Below are 17,866 nucleotides of genomic sequence, written 5' to 3' on the forward strand. Positions count from 1 at the left end.
AGCAATTGAATTTAGGCATAGCTGACCACCCTTGGTCTGTCAGGATAACTACGCATGGCCAATAGGGTTTTTACATAATTATGGGTTCGATTGATCACTACACGCCCTGAGATTACGCGTGTTCAAAGAGGGCATCGAGACTTTTTTCAAGGTCAGCAATCGACACAAAGATGTTTTCTTCTAACTCGCGGTTATTGTCGTCCATCTTAATATGGTGATGATAAGCCGAATAGCTCATTTGCATCAATTGCGATAAGTACAGGAAATGCTCAACAACATACGTAGATGAGAATAATTCAAAGAGATGCGTGCCGGGTTCGCACCAGATAATATTGGTAAACGAAGCGCCATGTGGCCCTATAATGAATGACGCATTTTTATAGATTGTCACCTGCTCGGTAACCGACCTGGGCTTATCGTCGATGATCAGAAAATCGTATTTTTTCAGTAACGTAATCAGCGCTTCTTCATTCACCACCCGGCGACGACCCGACCGGCTGATGTAGATGCGGTTGCGTTGCGTTCGCTGAGGCTGCAGCTTCGTTTCTACCTGCTTTTTCAGGGCTGTTATATCCGTCGGATTCGGGTAAAACCAATGCCCGCTATTGCCCAGTATGGCCCGACTGAATCGAATATCATGCAGCCGACTGTCGAAAACGCGGTCTGGCTCAACGCCAATTAACGATAAATAATCCTGCTCATAAGCCGTGTTAAAGAGAGGATAAGCCACAACGACTTTGGCAAACTCAGCTTCGGGCATCGACTCTTTGATGCGGCATAATTTAGCAGCCACCAGAATAACAAAGTCGTAATAACCGCCGAAGGCAACTCCATCCAGATAATGACTCCAGGGCGCAATAACAATGTCCCGTTCGCTGCGAATTCGCTTTTTTGTGTTTAGAAAATTCTTCGCTACATGGTGGCTATCGTAATCTGTGCAAAAAACGTTGTTGTCCGTCAGGATACCTCCATACGGCAGTTGACGGGCTCTTCGGGCACCGGGTTCATAGTTCCAGACATAGCTTCGGTGCGTAACAGCAACGGTTTGCCTGAAAATAAGCGTAGTAGGGTTAGCCTCATTTGGTACGATAGGCAGTAAACTACGCACCTCCGGGTGGTCGGCTATCTGATAGCCATTCAGATACGCTTCTGTCTGGTCCTTCGTCAATAAGGTAAGGCGGCATGCTTTCAGCAATAGCCCGGTCAGTTTCCTCAGCATGAGTTTAACCGAATTTACCATACACTTTAGTTTACCTTTTATCACTATTGAGACTTTCGTGGGCAAAAAATGTGACAGCGCCGATCACTTTTTCGCTGGTTCACCTTTGATACGGTCTAAGCTGTATCGTTCCACCCGGTCGGCCTTTCTAAACTGCCCCGGCGTTTGGCCGGTAACCTGCCTGAATTGGTTCGATAGATGCTGAACACTGCTGTAGCTCAATCGCCAGGCAATTTCACTTAGCGTCAGTTCGTCGTAGCGCAGCCATTCTTTCACTTTTTCGATTTTGAGCGCGATGATGTATTTCTCCAGCGTGTGGCCTTCGCTGACCGAAAAAAGCCCGCTCAGGTATGAATACTCGTAGCCTAACTTTCGCTCAAGAAACGTCGAATAGTTTTCGACAGGCAACCGCTCTCCTTTCAGGTACTGAATTTCGTTAATGAGCAATACTTTCATGTGTTCGACCAGCGATTGTTTTTTATCATCAACCAAATCGAACCCATTCGCCTGCAGCCTCTGCCGAACCTCGTTTAGCGAGACCCCGGCTGGCAATTCATCAACGTCCACCTCCCCCAGGTCAACCCGGCTCACGGTCAGGCCCAGTTGTTCAAGTTCGTCGCGCACAACCCGCCTGCAGCGGTCACACACCATGTTTCGGATGATCAGAATCATAAGTCGGCCGGTTTAAATCGAAACCCTGCATACACCATCCGGCCCGTAACAGGCCCCCACGTTTGAGTACCCGCATCGAAGTCAGGACCAAACGGGTTGGCAGCGGCCAGAATCGGGTTACTTTGCCGGAAACCCGTCAGGTTTTCGCCACCCAGATAAATTTCCCAGCCGCTTCGAAACGCCCGGCTTATCTGGGCATTAAGATTATAAAAACCTGGCGAATAGGTTATCGGCACATAAGGAGGTTGTTCGTAGTTGGCACCTTCGCGCAGGTACGGGATCCGTCGGGGGCCGTTCCATTGAAGTGTCGCATCAACCTTCCATCTATCGAAGGGGAGCGCGTAGCCAACATTTAGCAGGACCCGGTCACGGGAAATCATCATTCGGGGCAACAGCACCGTATCGCCGGAGGGAACGCTCATGCTTTGCCGCACATCGAAGAGCCTGTAGGCCAGTTTTACCTCCATTCGTTTTATGGGCTGGTAATTCAGTTCAGCCTGAAAACTGTTGGCAAATGATTTACCGTATAGATTATGGAAATGTAATTCACGGGGATGCTCCAGATCAACCATGAGTTGCTCGCGAAAGTCAGTACGGTAATAGTCTACGCTCAGCGATGCTTTTCGGCCTGCCAGCATAAAATCATTGGTCAGGCTCAATCCATAGTTCCACGAGACTTCGGGGCGTAGCGCAGCATCGTTGATAATAGCCCGTGAACTCACTAAATACCCGAAATTTTCGGCAAGCAGGTTCGGCACCCGAAAGCCCCGCCCCGCCGATGCCCGTAGGGAAAGATTCGGGCTGGGGCTGTATTTGAGATGGGCTCGGGGGGTCCATTGTACTCCAAACAGGTTATGATAATCGAACCGACCACCCAGCACCAGCGTCAGTTTTTCGGGATAGGTGTAGGTGTATTCCAGAAAAGCGCCCGGCACCGACTCCGTGCGGGCGGTGTTGATGGCCCGGTAGTTTTCGTGGTAATCGTCCAGCAGGTAACTCAGCCCCGCTTTAAAACTGTTGTTGGTGGTGCCAATAATACTCTGGTAAATCAGGTTGGCATAAAATGATTGCTGCCGGCCGTCGTAGGGAGCAAAACCGAAGCGGGCCGTTTGCTCATGGTGAACACCGCTCAGAATCAGACCCAGTCCTTTATAGGGCTTTTCGGGGTAAAGCCGGGCGGTTTTTGAGAAGAACTCCAGCCGCTTGGTGGTGTTCAGAAAGCTGTATCGCGACGTGCCGAAACGCGCCAGTTGCCCCCCATCCCGGTCTTCGTAAAGCGCCTTCACGCCCACCTGCGCCATAAACCGTTCGCTGGTGTATTTGTACCGGTTAATGGCGTTCACCTGCGTATAAAGCGGCAAATCCCGAAACCCATCGGCATTCTGGTCAATCTCCGAACGCAGCGTGCTGGCGTGGCCCAATACGCCAACACTCCACTTTTTGCTCAGTGACTTCGACCAGTTGGCATTGCCTTCGAGCCGCCCGAAACTGTTGACATAGCCGTTTAGGAAAAGCTTGTTTTTAGCCGGTCCGGCGTCCTGGTCTGGTTTTTGGAGTTCAACGTTCACCTGCCCGCTCATGGACTCATAGCCGTTCACAACCGACCCCGCCCCCTTGCCTACGTCGATGCTGGTAATCCAGGTGCCGGGAATGTAGTTCAGGCCGAAGGTGGTAGCCAGCCCCCGCACGGTCGGGATGTTTTCAACGTTGGTTTGCACGTATTGACCACCCAGCCCCAGGAACTGGATCTGCTTAGCCCCCGTAACGGCGTCGCTGTAGGACACGCTGACGGATGCATTCGTCTCAAAACTCTCCGACAGATTACAGCAGGCTGCTTTCGCCAGGGTTCGCTGCGTAATCAATTCGGTCTGAATGGGGTTGAGCCGGTCAATCTGTCCTGGCGAACCAGAAACGGTCACCTCCTGCAGGGTTCGTTCGCTGCGAAGGGTTATGGTCAGTTCAGCCACCAGAGTCAATACCGTCAGCGTGTCAGTCTGGTAGCCGACATAGCTGGTCACTAATTTGGTAGTCGATGGTGAACTGGGTAGCTGAAATCGGCCGGTTGAGTCGGTAACGGTGCCGATGGAGGTACCCGCCCAGCGAATTGTCGCTCCAGCCAGAGGAATTCGTTTACCGTTGACGGCTTCGCCGACACGACCCCGAACAACGCGTTGGGGAGCGGCCTCGACCGCCGATTGGGTTGAGTCGGATTGTGCCAGTGATGGAAGCCTGAGCATACCGATCAGCAGGACAATCCATAAAAAAGAGAGTCGCATGAGTTCATTGATTGATGAATAACGCCTACTATACCTGTGCCAGAGTGACACGGGCAATGCCGTTTAATCAAATCAAAAGCTCAAATAAGGAGACGATGAACGAGCGTCAGGATATCGCGCCCGGAAAGCGAAGGGGGTGATGAAAGAGTGGAAACCAGCGACGATTTTTCAGCAAAAATCCAGTCGATGGCCCAGGCCAGAACCGTTACGATGGCTGCCACGACAGTTTCGGCAACGATCTTGACGAACTTGGCAACTAACTGACTCAGCGACGACGACGCGTCTACATTCTCGTAGTTATGAGTATCCTGGCAGCATTCCGATTTATCGACAACCGTTTTATCGGTTGGCATGGGTTGCTTATCACTGGCGCAACCCGGCTGTGTTCTGGTATCGCTGAAGGCGACAACCATTGTTTTTTTCTTGCCGCGCATCTGGCACGAATGTTCAACCAGGCCAAAACCGGTACTGCTCAGCAGTACGATGCAGGCCATCAGGAGGTTAAACCATTTGAACAGAGCGCGTTTCATAATGGGTCAAATATCTGCAATTAAGATTAGTAACGCAAGCAACCGTGGGTGAAGGCGCAGAATTATGTAAAACTGAATGGGTATTCTACAAAAATTGTGTTTGCAGAAGATTCCTAAATTACCTGAAGGGGCTTTCATCACGAGTGATGAAAGCCCCTTCAGGTAATTTAGGAATCTAAAAATCTGCCTCTAAACCGTTTCCAGCTCCGGCCTTACCAGTTCACTGAGAGGACGCAGATTACGCTGTTCCTCTTCGATATAGGGAAAAATGTCAAGAATTTTAGTTGTGTTGACATCCGTAATTTCAAACGGGTCGAGGGCCGTTTTCAGGCTCACTTCCACCCGCTCATACGCTTGTTTAGGGGTTTCGGCGTTCACCAGCATCAGGCTCGGCGTTTTCTTCTGTTTACCGGTTTTTTCATCGTCGGTAATAAACATCGCTTTCACTTTAAACCAGATTTCCCCCCCGTCTTCGTTATGAAACACGTCGGCTAATTTAATGCGCGAGATGTCGGTGATTTCAAAATCAGGCCGAGACGTCGGACCGGTGTTGGCAGCAATCTCCCGATAGAGCCGGGCTTCGGCATCCGTATAACTCACGGCATCAACCAGATAAGCCTCAGTAACGGTTTTTTGCTTAATAAATTCTTCGTTTCGGGTACCCACGTTCGAGTCGTCGATGGGCTGCTGATAGCGGATTTTTCCGAGAAACCAGTTGGGCATTTTAACGAGTTTTAGTACATATACAGAACAAGTTTTGCGGGGCAAAAGTGCCTGCAAAAGAATGAATAATGTAGAATGAATAGTGCACAGTAAGCCGTAATCGCATTGTCCAGTAGTCATTATTCAGTCTACATTATTCATTCTTTTTTACTCGCCCGGTTGGCTTGTTTAATGGTTTGCTCAATGGTGTCCCATTGCTCGGTGGTGACCTTTTCGAGGTGGCTGAACTCGCCGGCCATCAGCACTTCGCCCCCGTCGATGGTGATGCTTTCGCCAGTGATGTAGCCCGAATAATCGGAGAGCAGAAAAGCCGCCAGGTTGGCCAGTTCGCCATGCTCGCCAACGCGGTGGAGCGGAATGCGGCTCGTGGGGTCCATCATGCTGGCTAAGGGTTCGGGAAAGAGCCGGTCCCACGCGCCTTTGGTTGGGAAAGGGCCGGGGGCAATAGCGTTGAGCCGGATGCCGTATTTGCCCCACTCGGCGGCCAGCGATTTGGTCATGATGAGCGCACCGCCCTTCGCTACCGCCGATGGTACGACATAGCCCGAACCCGTTGTCGCATACGTGGTTGAGATGTTCAGGACCGTACCCGGAATTTTGTTTTCAATCCAGTATTTGCCAACGGCCAGCGTGAAGTAATAAGTGCCCCGCAGCACAATGTCTACAATCGTGTCGAAGGCTTTGTAGGAGAGCCGCTCGGTTGGGCTGATGAAGTTCCCGGCAGAGTTGTTGAGCAGCCCGTCGATTTTACCAAATTTTTCAATCGTCTGATTGATAACCTGTTCAATTTCGAGCGGATTCCTGACGTCGCACTGAACGGCCAGCACCTGCCCGTTGGTCTCGTCCATTAGCTCTTTTGCCGTTTCATCGAGCACATTTTGCCGACGGCTGCAAATTGTGACGTTAGCGCCGAGTTGAAGCAAATACCGGCTGATAGATTTGCCGAGACCCGTGCCACCCCCGGTCACGATAATGGTTTTTCCTTTCAGCGCATCGTCGCGCAGCATTCCGGTTGTCATTAGTATCCTGGAAGTAAGTGAACGTTATACTGTTTTGGCCGTTGAACCGTAATTTTTTATTGAGAAATCCATTTTACAGCCTCCCCAATGATTTGGTCATCCGTAATCACTTGGTCTGGCATAATCTCACTTCCATATACTTTGCCCGTTCGATCAGCCATATTGTGCGTGAATAAATTGAGTTTATACCCGTAGAAAGGCAAGTCATAGGCCGTATTCGAGGTTGACACCCCACAACTGGCAGTTCCAAAAAGGCGCGTATTGGGCCGACCGACAAAGGCAAGGGTAGCGGCTTCGCCAGAACTGGCAGTTGCTCCACCAATCAGCACGGCTACTTTTGGGGACTCATTGATAAGAAGATACGGTCGGGTAACCTGCGTTATACTTCTCCCGCCCAGTAAAGCACTTCCATTTTTGTAGGCAAACGAAGTAACGGGTCTGTTGTCAATATCGTAAAAGTAGCCGCAAACGCCTTCACCAATGAGCAGCCCTAAACCGGCAATCATGGGATACATATTCCCGCCCGTATTCCGTCGTAAGTCAACGATCCACCCTTTCAGCCTTTTGTCGTCCTGCCGAGCGATATCATTCTGTATAGCCTGAGCAAATTGTACGCCCTCTAAGTCGGTCCCCGTAAAACCGGCTACTGCAATGTAGCCTACGTCAGTCAGGGTGAAGGGGGGCGTCAGTGCGGGGGGCGCCTGACAGCCGATTCCGCCGTACAAAGTTCGCTTTGAGTCAATAAGTATACTGCTGTGATTATCTTTTAGCAGTGCCATCGCCAGTCTCATCGCGGATTCTGTTTCAGGCACCGTTTTGGCAGTTCCCACCCGTTCCCATACTGTCGACTTATAATATGACCAGTTGATTTTCCGGCGATTGATGGAGTTTTGCTCGACTATCTGAAATAGTTTTTCGTAGAAATTCTTTACGGTCTCAGCGGGCTGTGGCTCTGATTTTGGCGTACATGTAATGAGCATCATAGTTATCACCACTGGCAGACCGTAGCGGGTAAGCAGGTATGTGTTAACGGACTGGTTCATAACGGTTGGCAATTAATACCCTCGATTTGTTTTCCTGTTAAACTCGGCTTTGCGTTTCTCCAGCGTGGCCTGCATGGCTTCGCTGAAATCGGTGGATTGCAGTTGGCTGGAGTTCCAGACGGCTACGTACTGCAGGCCATCCTCAATGGATTTATCCAGGCTATAGTTAAGCACCTGTTTAGCGCCCTGCACAGCCGTTGCCGGGTTGTCGGCAATTTGGCGGGCCAGCGCGTCGGCTGCCGCGAACAAGGCGTCGGGCGTGTCGTAGACGTGATTCACCAAACCGATCCGTTCGGCGAAGGCAGCATCATAATCAGCTCCGGTGAAGGCCATTTCGCGGGTGAAACCCTGCCCTATGATGAGGGGCAGAAATTGCAGGCCGCCAATGTCGGGCGTGATGGCCAGTTTGGCTTCGCGGAGGCTGAAACGGGCATCCCGCGAGCAAAGCCGGATGTCGGCGGCAGCAATCATGTTGACGCCCCCGCCGATGCACCAGCCATGCACAGCCGCAATAACCGGCTTTGGCGATTCGTGCATCTTTTGAAAGCCCGACTGCATTTGCCGAATCTGCGCCATGAGGTCCATCCGCTGATGCGCCAGCACGGCACCGGTCGTGAGGCTGCCTAAGCGGGGCATCATCCGGGCAACATTAAGCCCGTAACTAAAATGGTCGTCGCTGCCCCGAAACACGATACACCGAACGTCGGGCATCTGGTTGATTTCGTCCATCGCGTTGGGTAATTCTCCCCAAAACTCCGGTCCCATAGCATTTCCTTTGCCGGGACCAAGCAGCGAGACGGTTATCACACCGTCGGACTGAATGAATGATAAAGACTGATAGGTTTGATTCATTGAACTATAGTATGCTTGCATACGGCCTGCGTAAAGGTAGCAGAATAACCAAATGCAAAGCAACACCAATACCTACTTAAAGATACTTAGGGAACACGGACACCATTGGCCTCGGCAGGGTGGTCGAGCATCCAGTTATTCGTGTTGATTTGTTCTGAGAAGCACCGGGTGCGGTAAATCGTTTTTCGTAAAATAACCTTTGCATTCGTGGCCAGCCACTCGTGCCTTGTTTTCACGTAGGCCTTAATCCAGGCTTTTTCATCACCGCCTTTTGCCGGAGGCAATTCCGGAAAACGCTCCCGTAAAAAAGGCGGCACCCCACCCGAGTGAATAAAACTGTCGTAGATGACCAATAAACTTAAGGGCAGTGTAAAGTCGAGACCGGTGAAAAAAAGCAGCGCGGGTGTGTAGTAAAGAATATCGAAGAATTCGTCCTGCGTACTTCGCATGATGGGATCTTCGCGGGCGGCTTTTCGTAACAGGCTTTTGAAAACGCCCTCATCCACCAGCGGCACTTTACCAATTTTTGACCGAAAGGGTATGAACTCGCTTTTGAATAGTCCATCCCGATTAATATACATCTCAATCAGGCTTTTCAGGTTGCCCTGCTCGGTGGTCTGACTTCGGCCATAGGTGATTTGCCGGGTATTATCCCGTCCATCGTTGAAGATTACCAACGCATCATATTTGCCCTCAACAGTGCCCGTCTCAAACACGTTTACAATCTGCTCTATCTTCGTTTTTACGGCTTTCGTTATCATAACTTCCCGGCGTTGATTAGAGTTGATCTACTGGTTAGTTGGCAATAGAAACTGTTGTTACCCTCACCGCACCGGCGGCCCGGCCCAACCCCTCTCCCAGGGGCCGCCGGTGCGGTGAGGGCAGTGAATCAAACCAAACTTTCAATTGAAAATACATCGAGTTTAGACCGTCTGAAGTTACGGACGCGGCTTAGCACGGCATTCCCATTGTTCGACCCTCCCTCGTTGGTATTTCCTTCAATGGTTTCAAAAACATCATCACCTATGGCCACAATAATACCGGCATGGGTCCAGTCGAGCGGGGTTAGTTGTAGAAGAAAAATATCGCCTGGCTTCACTAACGACGGATTATTCCGTATCTGACTGTTTCTAAACAGAATGCCCTTGTCCAATCCGGTGGTACCCACCCTATCGCAGCTATAGGTCAGGGGCATCAGGCCCGTAAAATTCTTTCCCTGCACGGAAGCTGCCTGGTCCAGTATGGTCTGCAAAAAACCAACGCACCAGAAAAAGTCGGACCCTTCGTACCCATCCATATACCCCCGCACCCAGGGGCCTGAATTTGCCTGCTGGTTGATAACCAACTCGAAGGGACGGGTTGCCAAATGTTGTTTCGCCGTATTGACCACAAGCTCCCGTAAGCCGTTACCCGAAACAGGTCCAAGAAAGGCTGCCTGCATTGGCGCTACTAACCGGTCAAACGTTGCCTGATCTACAATCCCATCTTCAGCAATTCCGGTGGCATTCTGAAAATTTTTGACAGCCTGCTCCGTTGCGCTTCCATAGTCGCCATCAATGCCGGTGGCAGTAGCCGCCCCAGCATTCGTCATGGCGAAAAGCGTGAGCCACGACTGAATTTTCCTGACATCTTTCCGGGTGTTGGTCACGCCGTTTTTTTGTTGCGTACTGCTGATGATCAGTTCTTTTTCGAAGAAGGTCTTTTGCATGGTATTGCGTTAAAAATGGTCTGGAGAATTCTCTACAAATGTTCGGTCAGGGCCGATACAAAACCTTACTATTTTGAGCAAACGGCAGCAAACCAGCCGCTATGAGTGCGGAAGCGGAGTGAATAAGGCAAGGCCCGTTCCAAAGAATAGTCGCCTGCCGGTAAATGACCCGTCAACTTTCTTTGTTTTTCTGCTGTTTCGGCAATGAGTCATCACTGGCTTCTTTCCGAATCTACTCACTTACCTATGCACTTCGACACACTTGCCCTCCACGCGACGCACCAGCCCGACTCCCTGACCGGGGCCGTGACCCCTCCCATCCATCTCTCGACTACGTTTGCCCGCGATGAGACCAATACCTTACCCGCCGGATATCTCTATACCCGGCCCAACAATCCCACCCGCGAAGCGCTGGAAAAAGCCCTCGCTACCCTCGAAGGTGGAGCAGTCGGAATGGCATTTGGGTCGGGGCAGGCAGCTACCATGACCCTGTTTCAGGCGCTGCGACCCGGCGACCATGTGCTACTCTCGACCGACGCGTATTATGGTACACCAGCCCTGCTTGAACAGGTATTTCATCCGTGGGGGCTGACCTATACCCGCGTGGACATGACCAACCTCGACGCGGTGCAGGCATCTATCCACGAGAACACGCGTGTGGTCTGGTGCGAAACGCCCTCCAACCCGCTCCTAACCATTCAGGACTTGCTGACAATCAGCCGGTTGACGCACGATGTCGGGGCCATTTGCGTGTGCGATAATACCTGGGCGACTCCCGTTTTGCAACGCCCCCTCGATCTCAACTGCGATGTGGTGATGCACTCGACCACGAAATACCTGAGTGGCCACAGCGATGTGCTGGGTGGCGCCCTGATTTTCAAACACGACAACGAGTTTACCCAGCGGGTACGGCTGTTGCAGGGGCTGTCGGGGGCGGTGCCGTCGCCATTCGATTGCTGGTTAGTGAGCCGGGGCATCAAAACGCTGGGCGTTCGGGTACGGGCACAAACCGCTACGGCACAGACCGTTGCTGATTTTCTAAATGGCCACCCGGCGGTTGAGCAGGTGCATTATCCGGGGCTGGCGCATCATCCCGACCGGGCGCTGATTCACCAGCAAATGAACGGACCGGGCGCCATGCTGTCGATCCAGGTGAAGGGTGGAGCCGAGAGCGCATTGCGAATTATTGGTCGATTGAGACTTTTTACGCGGGCAACGAGCTTAGGTGGCGTCGAGAGCCTGATCGAACACCGGGCCAGTTCTGAAGGACCGAACTCAACAACGCCCCAGAACCTGCTGCGCCTATCGGTTGGGCTGGAACATGCCGAGGATTTAATCGCCGATCTGGCGCAGGCACTGGCAATCGGTTGAGCGGGTCTGGTTCTACCGATTCTTGTTGTACTTAAACTTTTCAGGCAAAACCGGCGGCATGGGTTTTAAAAACTGTGGCGGCTCATTTTTCCGATAGCGCTGGTTCGGAGGTGTCCTTATCGTGTAGTACGTCGATGAGTCCGGGACTTTTATGGGCATGTTATCCAGCGTAGCCCGCACCACATTTCTGGGGTCGCGGGGGTTTCGGTAAAACGAATTTGTGGGCCGGGCATTGGGCATCAGGTCCGGCAAATCCACGTGGGGTGGAAAGACTTCCGGCAGTGAATCCCGCCGGATAGGTTTGGTGGGTGTTTGCCCAACGGCACAACCCGTTATGAACAGTAGGCTCAGAAGTAGTTTCATCCGTGCAGGTACCGCTTGATTCAATGGTTGATGAACAGACCCATTCGTTTCCACAAAGGTTGTACCCGTTCTGCCCATTTTTCTGCGGAAACTAAAGCGTAAACGCCGGGGTTTTGTAAGCGAATTGAATTCAACCTAACATAATGAAAATTGCCCTGATTTCTACCTCATCGCGCAAAAACAGCAATTCGCTTCGTTTTGTGACTTACCTGCGCCACATTTTGGCCGAAGATGGCCAGCATGAGGTTTCGATTGTCACCTTTGAGCACTACGATATTCCCTTTGTTGGCCAGGCTCCGGTGAAAAAAGACGATTTGACTCCGTTTCAGCAGGAACTCATCAGCGCCTGGGAAGCCGCCGACTTAGTGCTTTTTGCCATGCCCGAATACAACTGGACGGCTCCTCCGCAAGCCACCAACACCATCCATCAGCTTGGCGGGCCAGCGTTTAAACACCTTTTTAACAACAAAGTCTTCGCCATGGTGGGCGTCTCCAACGGGCGCGGTGGCCGCCAGCCAGCGCTGGACATGACAACGGTGGTAAATAAGATTATCAGTTTCACCAACAGTTATTCCATTACCTCGCCGAAGCTTTATGAATCGCACGAAACCGATGCGAACATTGACGAAAACGGTCAGTTCATCGGTCACGAAGTGTATGAGCGAACAGCACGGTCATTTTTGACGTACACGCTGAATGTAGCCCAGCGCTGGGTGGGTAGCGAACAGTTGGCTGAGAAATAAAGGGCGGGCTGTACATACAAAAGCCGTTCCCGGTTGGTCGTAGAGATACGACTAACCGGGAACGGCTTTCTTTGCTTATGGCTTGATTATCTGGCCACTATTGAAAATTCTGCTGTTGCAGATGGCGGGTATCTTCGTCGTTTCTGGGCTTTACACCCATAACGATACCGCCCTGCTTGATGCCACTCTCATACTCTTTGGCGCGGTCCTCCGGGATACCCGAACCTACCAACGCGCCAATTACGCCCCCCGTCAGGCCACCAGCGCCAGCCCCGGCAAGGGCAGCCGCGACCGGCCCCGCTACAACCAGACCCAATCCAGGTATGACCAAACTTGTGCCTATTGCCGCAATAGCCGCTGCTACTGCCCCTATAGTACCACCAATAGCCGACCCTACACCAGCTTTTTCCATAGCTTTATCTCCCAGTTCCGTATCAACACCATCTTCGTGTTTCGAGGCAAAGTGCTTATCACGCGTTTCGTCCGACATCATCAGGTTGACATCTTTATCCGAATAACCCCGGCTCCGCAGTGTGTCATACGCTCGTTCTGCACTTTCGCGGTCGTTGAACATTGCCGTCATCATCCGATCGCTCTGACCGGTTGTTGATGTTGTCTGTGCTGGGGTTCCTTCTGTGTAATCAGGCATGTTAAAAGTGGTTTTGTGGTTTGTAAAACAGCATACCCAACTGATAGAGTAGCTATGGGTTTAACAGACCGGGCAACATAATGTTTACTCTAATTGATTTAGCGGTGTTAAGTAATTGTCAATTGATACGCACAGACAGGCTTTTTTTGCAGGCCACAAACAGGCTCTATAATAGCCGTAATCTACCGGTGGATTTTAGGGGATATAGGTGCCCGGTGAAGGGTAGAGGGCATTTTTATACTGGCAAATGCCTAAGGAAAGAAGTTGGGTTGACGGCGTTTCCGGTGGGAGTCGGGCAGGATGTCAGAAAGCATTTCAATGGCGTTACTGCTTCATCAGCTTCCTAACGCTAATCAAGTTGTCGTCCCGGTAAATGAGCAGCAGGTAAAGGCCCGTTGTTAGTTTCTGCGTGCTTAATTGATTCGTGGTTTCGTTGAGTGGTTCCTCCAGCAATCGCTGCCCTAAGCAGTTGACAATTTCCACCCGGCCTTTGGCACCCCGCACCGGAACCCAGGTTATCGTCACCCTGTTTTCGACCGGATTGGGAGAAACCCTGATCGTTTCGATTGGCTCGGCAAGGGCCGTTATGATCGCCTGCGCCTGGAATTCATAGGCCCCCATATCGGGCAGGGTGCCCTGTGGGCGTTTAACGCCCAGAATATCCGTTTGGCTGAACTGCCCGGCAGTACTGCTTCCGCGGTCGATGGCAGGGCTGGTTGACTTTACCTTAAAATTGGCAAGCGCCCTGTCGGTCGATGGGTTGACAAACTGGGGGTCGGCAATAACGTCGTGCGTACCCTTTACGGCGACCTTCCCGCTGAAGTACACATTATAGTCATACACCACGTCGACGTTTTTGTTAGTGGCATTGCAGTCGCCCCCATCGCGGGAATACATAATGTTGTTGAGCACGTTAACATCTTTGCAGGTATTGGCGAAAATATCGGCATACCCCACAACGGTGCCGTTATTGTAGGCCGTGTTGTTGATAATATCCACGTGGTCGGCTTTAAAGGCGTGGATGCCTGACCCGCCATTATTGACGCTTAGGTTATTTTCGACCAGCGTGCGCCCCGTATATGCTTCATCAGCGTTGGGAACCGTTGCGCTTTGGTTATCGTAGCCATGCTGGTTGACGTCGATGATGATGCCGTTTCCATCACTCAGTCGCCCCAGACTGATCCACGGAATGGTTGTTTTGTTGGTGAAGCAGACATTGTTCCGCACAATATTCTTATACGTTGTCACTTTGTCGCTGTTAACCGGCGTCAGGATGCTGATGCCACTCCCCGCATACATCATGTACCAGGCATTGTTATAGACCACATTGTTTTCGATGGTGGTATAATCAGCCTGAATCGAACTAATACCCCCGCCCGGAAAATCATGCACGCTACAGTTGCGGATGGTTACGTGATGGGGAAATTTAGACTCCTTGTTAGGCCCGCCAATTGACACGCCATTGGTGTTGAAGTTTGCGTAGGCCGACCAGTTGGTACCGCCGTTTTTGGCTTCTGTGTACGAAGCCATCGCCCCCTCATACGTGAGGTTAGCGTTGTTGCCGATCAGTTCAACGCCCTCAAACACGATGTAGGACCCATTGATCGAAACGGCATTCCAGACATTCCCCGAAGCCGTAAGTTTAGGCGTGTGTCCTTTCAGGGGTTTGTAGGTGATGTATCCGGCAGCCGTTCCCGACCGGGAGATGTTCAGGATCGGCCCCGACGTGGATTTATACACGCCATTCAGTAAAAAAACGGTATCGCCTGCCATCGTTAAATCGGCGGCTTTCTGGATGGTCAGAAAAGGGTTGGCCTCCGACTTGCCATCGTTGGCGTTAGTGCCCAATGCCGAAACGTAGTAGTTAACGGCGAGCGTTCTGCACGAAAGTCCAGCCAGCAACAGTAGCAAGGGTATTTTTTTCATGTTGTTTTATTTATCAGTCAATCGGCGTTTTGTCAGCGATTTTTTGCAGGCTATCGGCTATTGGTTCGGTTAGTCCGCCAGCGGGCTTTCCGTCACGAATAATCTGACGGGGTAAGCCAGTGGCTTTGCCTTTGGTGATGAGCCGATACAACACGCAACCCGCCAGATAACTACCCGCTACGTTCGGATGTCGCCCATCGGGTCCGTGCAGCGACAGGCTGTCGCCGAGGGCCAGTTTCCACGCTTCACCCACGGGCGCGACCAAACTCCCCAACTCCCTACCGATGGTTTGGTAAGCTTCGGTAAGTTTGGGCTGTTCGTCGGGCGTGGCTTTGGCTGCCCAGGTCGCATACAGCAGGGTTTTGGCACCCGTTTTCCTGACTTCGGCATCCAGCAGCCGGACATACTGAAAAAACGCGTCGCGGTTGGCGAAGGGCCGCACGCTCTGTTCCTGAAGAACAACAAAATCCCACGGTTTCCGGCGGATAGCCGCCACCGCCTTGCCATCCTCCCACTGCTTTTGCAGCGTGGCTCCTCCGGGAGTTACCGATTCATGCCCAAATTTCACCCCCTTAGCAGCCATCAACTGACCGAGTAATTCGGGCAGGTCATTACCATAGGTGTAGCTGTTGCCAATGAATAACACCCGTACCGAATCCGTTTTCGGTTGGGCGCAGAGGCTTCCCAGCCCAAAAATCAGGAGGACAAAGACCAGAAGCAAGTGGCGGATTTTACACATAGTGTGTGAATGATTTACGGGTAAAAACAAGCAGACGCATCGGTTCATAAACTCACTTGTTCTGGTTTTTGGCGATGCTGCCCGGCATAATTTGCACGTTCAGTTTGGCGGTACTATTGGCCGGAGTCGCCAGGCGAATGACAATGCGGCTCACCCCAGGGTTTGGTGAATCCTGTTGGTTCCGGGCGGACGAAACATCCTCGATATCAATCGTTAACTCGTTTGCCGACGTAATCAGTAACTCCAGCGTTTTACCGGCCTGTTGCAGCAAAAGTCCCTTCGCCGTTCGGGTGGCTTTGGCATGGGTCAGCCATTGCCACGAAGCTGTCACTGCCTTGTTAGCACTCGTCCATTCATCCTCCAGCGATACCGAACGGTCGGCATTGAGTTTGACAACCCGCTGTACGGCAGCCACCTGCGCCTGATACAAGGGCGTCAGGTCAACCACATTCCCGACGAGGCCCGTTTGGGCGGGTACTGGTTTAATCCCGGCTTTACCGTCAACTTGTTGCCGTTCGCCGTCGAAACGCAGAATGTTATGTCCCTCCGGCCCGACCCGAAAGGTGGTCCATCGGCTACTGGTCTGCGAATAGTTCCAGAGGTCCAGTTTGGCCGCCCGCATGGTGTTGTAGTTTTCGGTACCCAAATCAATGGCCCAGCGAATGCCATCGGCCTCCAGCACAAAACTGCCTGCGTCCATGTGCGCGTGCGAATGGTTGGGTGTTCCCCCTTTTATGGCCACGAACGTAGCCAGCGGGTCGTTCCAGGCCGACCGCATAACCGCCATGGGCAATACGCCCTGCGAGGTCCAGTGCAGGGGTAATGAGTTACTCTGCTGGCTAACGGGATTTAGCTGACCCGGCCGGGCGCGACCGGGTTCCCACCAGAGCAGTTCCAGCGGAATATGGCGGCTCGGATGCACCGACTGAACGGCTTTCGTATCCAGTGCTTCGTACAACGACTTCACATCCGCCAGTTCTTTTTGGGCGAGGTCGGGGCGGTGCAGTTCCCGCGCGAACCAAAGCATGATTGGCTCGTTTAACGTCTCAACGTGGTAATCGGAATAATTAAAATCCAGGCCACTCGGCCCCACCATCTGCAGGTTATAATCGGCTGTTTTGAGGAAGCCCGGAAACAGCTCAAGGCCAAAGCCCGTGCCCAGTGCTGATCGAAGGGCTTCGATCAGGATCACATGAAACGAGGTGCCATACGACCAGTAACTCGGCCCTTCGGGATAAGCTCCGTCGGGGGCATAAACGGCCCCGGCATGCGGCAGGTTTTTGATGGCCCGATTAATAATCTGGCGACTTAGTTCCGGCTCGCGTTCGGCAACGGCCAGCGCCCCGGCAACCAGACCGCCGTGGCAAACCTGATTCCAGTTGAAATCGCCCGTCACCCAACTACCATTCCCCTCCGGCACCTCCAGCGAAGGCAACAGGGCATTTTTTACAATAGCCTGAGCAATCTGATTCCGTTCGGTGGGTGTCAATTCGGCATACAACCAGTCGAGTCCTACGCCAGCCGCCAGCGACCCTTCGCCCACGTCCAGAAAATGGTTGGGCGCCCAGTCGGGCAGGGCAGCCAATTGCGCTAACTCTTCGCGGGCACGGGTCAGAAACCGCCCATCGCCCGTTAGTCGGTAACTCAGGGCCAGTGTCAGAATGCGGCCCTGCACCGTTCGCATCGGCCCAAACTTAAATCCCGTTGTCGGATACACGAGTTTATCGGCGGTAAGAAACGTTTCGGCCTGCCGTAAAATAAACGTTTTAAGCTGTTGGGAAACCGGATCGTTCTGGGTTTTTAGAGCCGAAAAGCGGGCTGTATTGGCAAACAACCGGGGATGCTCCGGCAGTGTTTTCACATACGATTCTGCTACTGCGCCCGCCTGCGCCTGACACATTCCAGCGCCAACCTGTAGGGTAAAGATGCCCATCAGGCCAATAATGAGGTAGTTTCGCGTTGACATAAGCCAGGAATCAGGTACGCTAAGCAATGAAGTTATACACACAGCCGGGGTGGCGTTAACGGCAAAC

General features: G+C 52.2%; 17 protein-coding genes. 2 read left to right on the forward strand and 15 right to left on the reverse strand.

Annotated elements, in window-relative coordinates:
- Positions 1-112: 112 nt before the first annotated feature.
- The 10 genes from ACYVI1_RS24805 to ACYVI1_RS24850 form a co-directional block, all read right to left on the reverse strand.
- Entirely contained in the window at positions 113-1,219 is a 1,107-nt protein-coding gene (locus ACYVI1_RS24805) for a glycosyltransferase family 61 protein (RefSeq protein ID WP_460913551.1), read from the reverse strand.
- 84 nt (positions 1,220-1,303) lie between these two features.
- The gene (locus ACYVI1_RS24810) at positions 1,304-1,891 is read right to left on the reverse strand and encodes a helix-turn-helix domain-containing protein (protein WP_460913552.1); all 588 of its coding nucleotides are present in this window, start codon (positions 1,889-1,891) and stop codon (positions 1,304-1,306) included.
- Positions 1,888-4,167, reverse strand: a complete 2,280-nt coding sequence (locus ACYVI1_RS24815) for a TonB-dependent receptor (RefSeq protein WP_460913553.1) — start codon at positions 4,165-4,167, stop codon at positions 1,888-1,890. Before ACYVI1_RS24815 ends, ACYVI1_RS24810 begins: the two co-directional genes overlap by 4 nt.
- Before the next feature lie 80 nt (positions 4,168-4,247).
- Complete coding sequence (locus ACYVI1_RS24820) at positions 4,248-4,697, reverse strand: HYC_CC_PP family protein (protein ID WP_460913554.1); 450 nt, start codon at positions 4,695-4,697, stop codon at positions 4,248-4,250.
- 189 nt (positions 4,698-4,886) lie between these two features.
- Positions 4,887-5,420, reverse strand: a complete 534-nt coding sequence (locus tag ACYVI1_RS24825) for a DUF4494 domain-containing protein (protein WP_460913555.1) — start codon at positions 5,418-5,420, stop codon at positions 4,887-4,889.
- Between the two features lie 137 nt (positions 5,421-5,557).
- The gene (locus ACYVI1_RS24830; RefSeq protein ID WP_460913556.1) at positions 5,558-6,439 is read right to left on the reverse strand and encodes an SDR family oxidoreductase; all 882 of its coding nucleotides are present in this window, start codon (positions 6,437-6,439) and stop codon (positions 5,558-5,560) included.
- Positions 6,440-6,495: 56 nt separating this feature from the next.
- Entirely contained in the window at positions 6,496-7,482 is a 987-nt protein-coding gene (locus ACYVI1_RS24835; protein WP_460913557.1) for a S41 family peptidase, read from the reverse strand.
- A 12-nt stretch (positions 7,483-7,494) separates the two neighbouring features.
- Positions 7,495-8,334, reverse strand: coding sequence for a crotonase/enoyl-CoA hydratase family protein (locus ACYVI1_RS24840; protein WP_460913558.1), 840 nt, complete (start codon positions 8,332-8,334; stop codon positions 7,495-7,497).
- Positions 8,335-8,420: 86 nt separating this feature from the next.
- Positions 8,421-9,095, reverse strand: coding sequence for a chitosanase (locus tag ACYVI1_RS24845; RefSeq protein ID WP_460913559.1), 675 nt, complete (start codon positions 9,093-9,095; stop codon positions 8,421-8,423).
- A gap of 128 nt (positions 9,096-9,223) precedes the next feature.
- Positions 9,224-10,042, reverse strand: coding sequence for a peptidoglycan-binding domain-containing protein (locus tag ACYVI1_RS24850; protein ID WP_460913560.1), 819 nt, complete (start codon positions 10,040-10,042; stop codon positions 9,224-9,226).
- Positions 10,043-10,288: 246 nt separating this feature from the next.
- On the opposite strand from ACYVI1_RS24850, the gene ACYVI1_RS24855 reads away from it, so the two are divergent.
- Positions 10,289-11,413 (forward strand): trans-sulfuration enzyme family protein, encoded by a 1,125-nt coding sequence (locus ACYVI1_RS24855; RefSeq protein ID WP_460913561.1) that lies wholly within the window; start codon positions 10,289-10,291, stop codon positions 11,411-11,413.
- A 12-nt stretch (positions 11,414-11,425) separates the two neighbouring features.
- On the opposite strand, the gene ACYVI1_RS24860 is transcribed toward ACYVI1_RS24855, so the two are convergent.
- Positions 11,426-11,776, reverse strand: a complete 351-nt coding sequence (locus ACYVI1_RS24860) for a hypothetical protein (protein ID WP_460913562.1) — start codon at positions 11,774-11,776, stop codon at positions 11,426-11,428.
- A gap of 143 nt (positions 11,777-11,919) precedes the next feature.
- On the opposite strand from ACYVI1_RS24860, the gene ACYVI1_RS24865 reads away from it, so the two are divergent.
- Complete coding sequence (locus tag ACYVI1_RS24865; RefSeq protein ID WP_460913563.1) at positions 11,920-12,519, forward strand: NAD(P)H-dependent oxidoreductase; 600 nt, start codon at positions 11,920-11,922, stop codon at positions 12,517-12,519.
- A 97-nt stretch (positions 12,520-12,616) separates the two neighbouring features.
- Here ACYVI1_RS24865 and ACYVI1_RS24870 read toward each other — a convergent pair whose 3' ends face one another.
- The 4 genes from ACYVI1_RS24870 to ACYVI1_RS24885 form a co-directional block, all read right to left on the reverse strand.
- Complete coding sequence (locus tag ACYVI1_RS24870; RefSeq protein WP_460913564.1) at positions 12,617-13,168, reverse strand: hypothetical protein; 552 nt, start codon at positions 13,166-13,168, stop codon at positions 12,617-12,619.
- A 324-nt stretch (positions 13,169-13,492) separates the two neighbouring features.
- Positions 13,493-15,094: a choice-of-anchor Q domain-containing protein gene (locus tag ACYVI1_RS24875; RefSeq protein ID WP_460913565.1), complete on the reverse strand. Its 1,602-nt coding sequence runs from the start codon at positions 15,092-15,094 to the stop codon at positions 13,493-13,495.
- A gap of 13 nt (positions 15,095-15,107) precedes the next feature.
- A complete protein-coding gene (locus ACYVI1_RS24880) occupies positions 15,108-15,833 on the reverse strand; it encodes an SGNH/GDSL hydrolase family protein (protein ID WP_460913566.1) in 726 nt (241 codons plus the stop codon).
- A gap of 52 nt (positions 15,834-15,885) precedes the next feature.
- Positions 15,886-17,799 (reverse strand): heparinase II/III domain-containing protein, encoded by a 1,914-nt coding sequence (locus ACYVI1_RS24885; RefSeq protein ID WP_460913567.1) that lies wholly within the window; start codon positions 17,797-17,799, stop codon positions 15,886-15,888.
- Between the last annotated feature and the right edge of the window lie 67 nt (positions 17,800-17,866).

This window comes from Spirosoma areae (genome assembly GCF_054781775.1).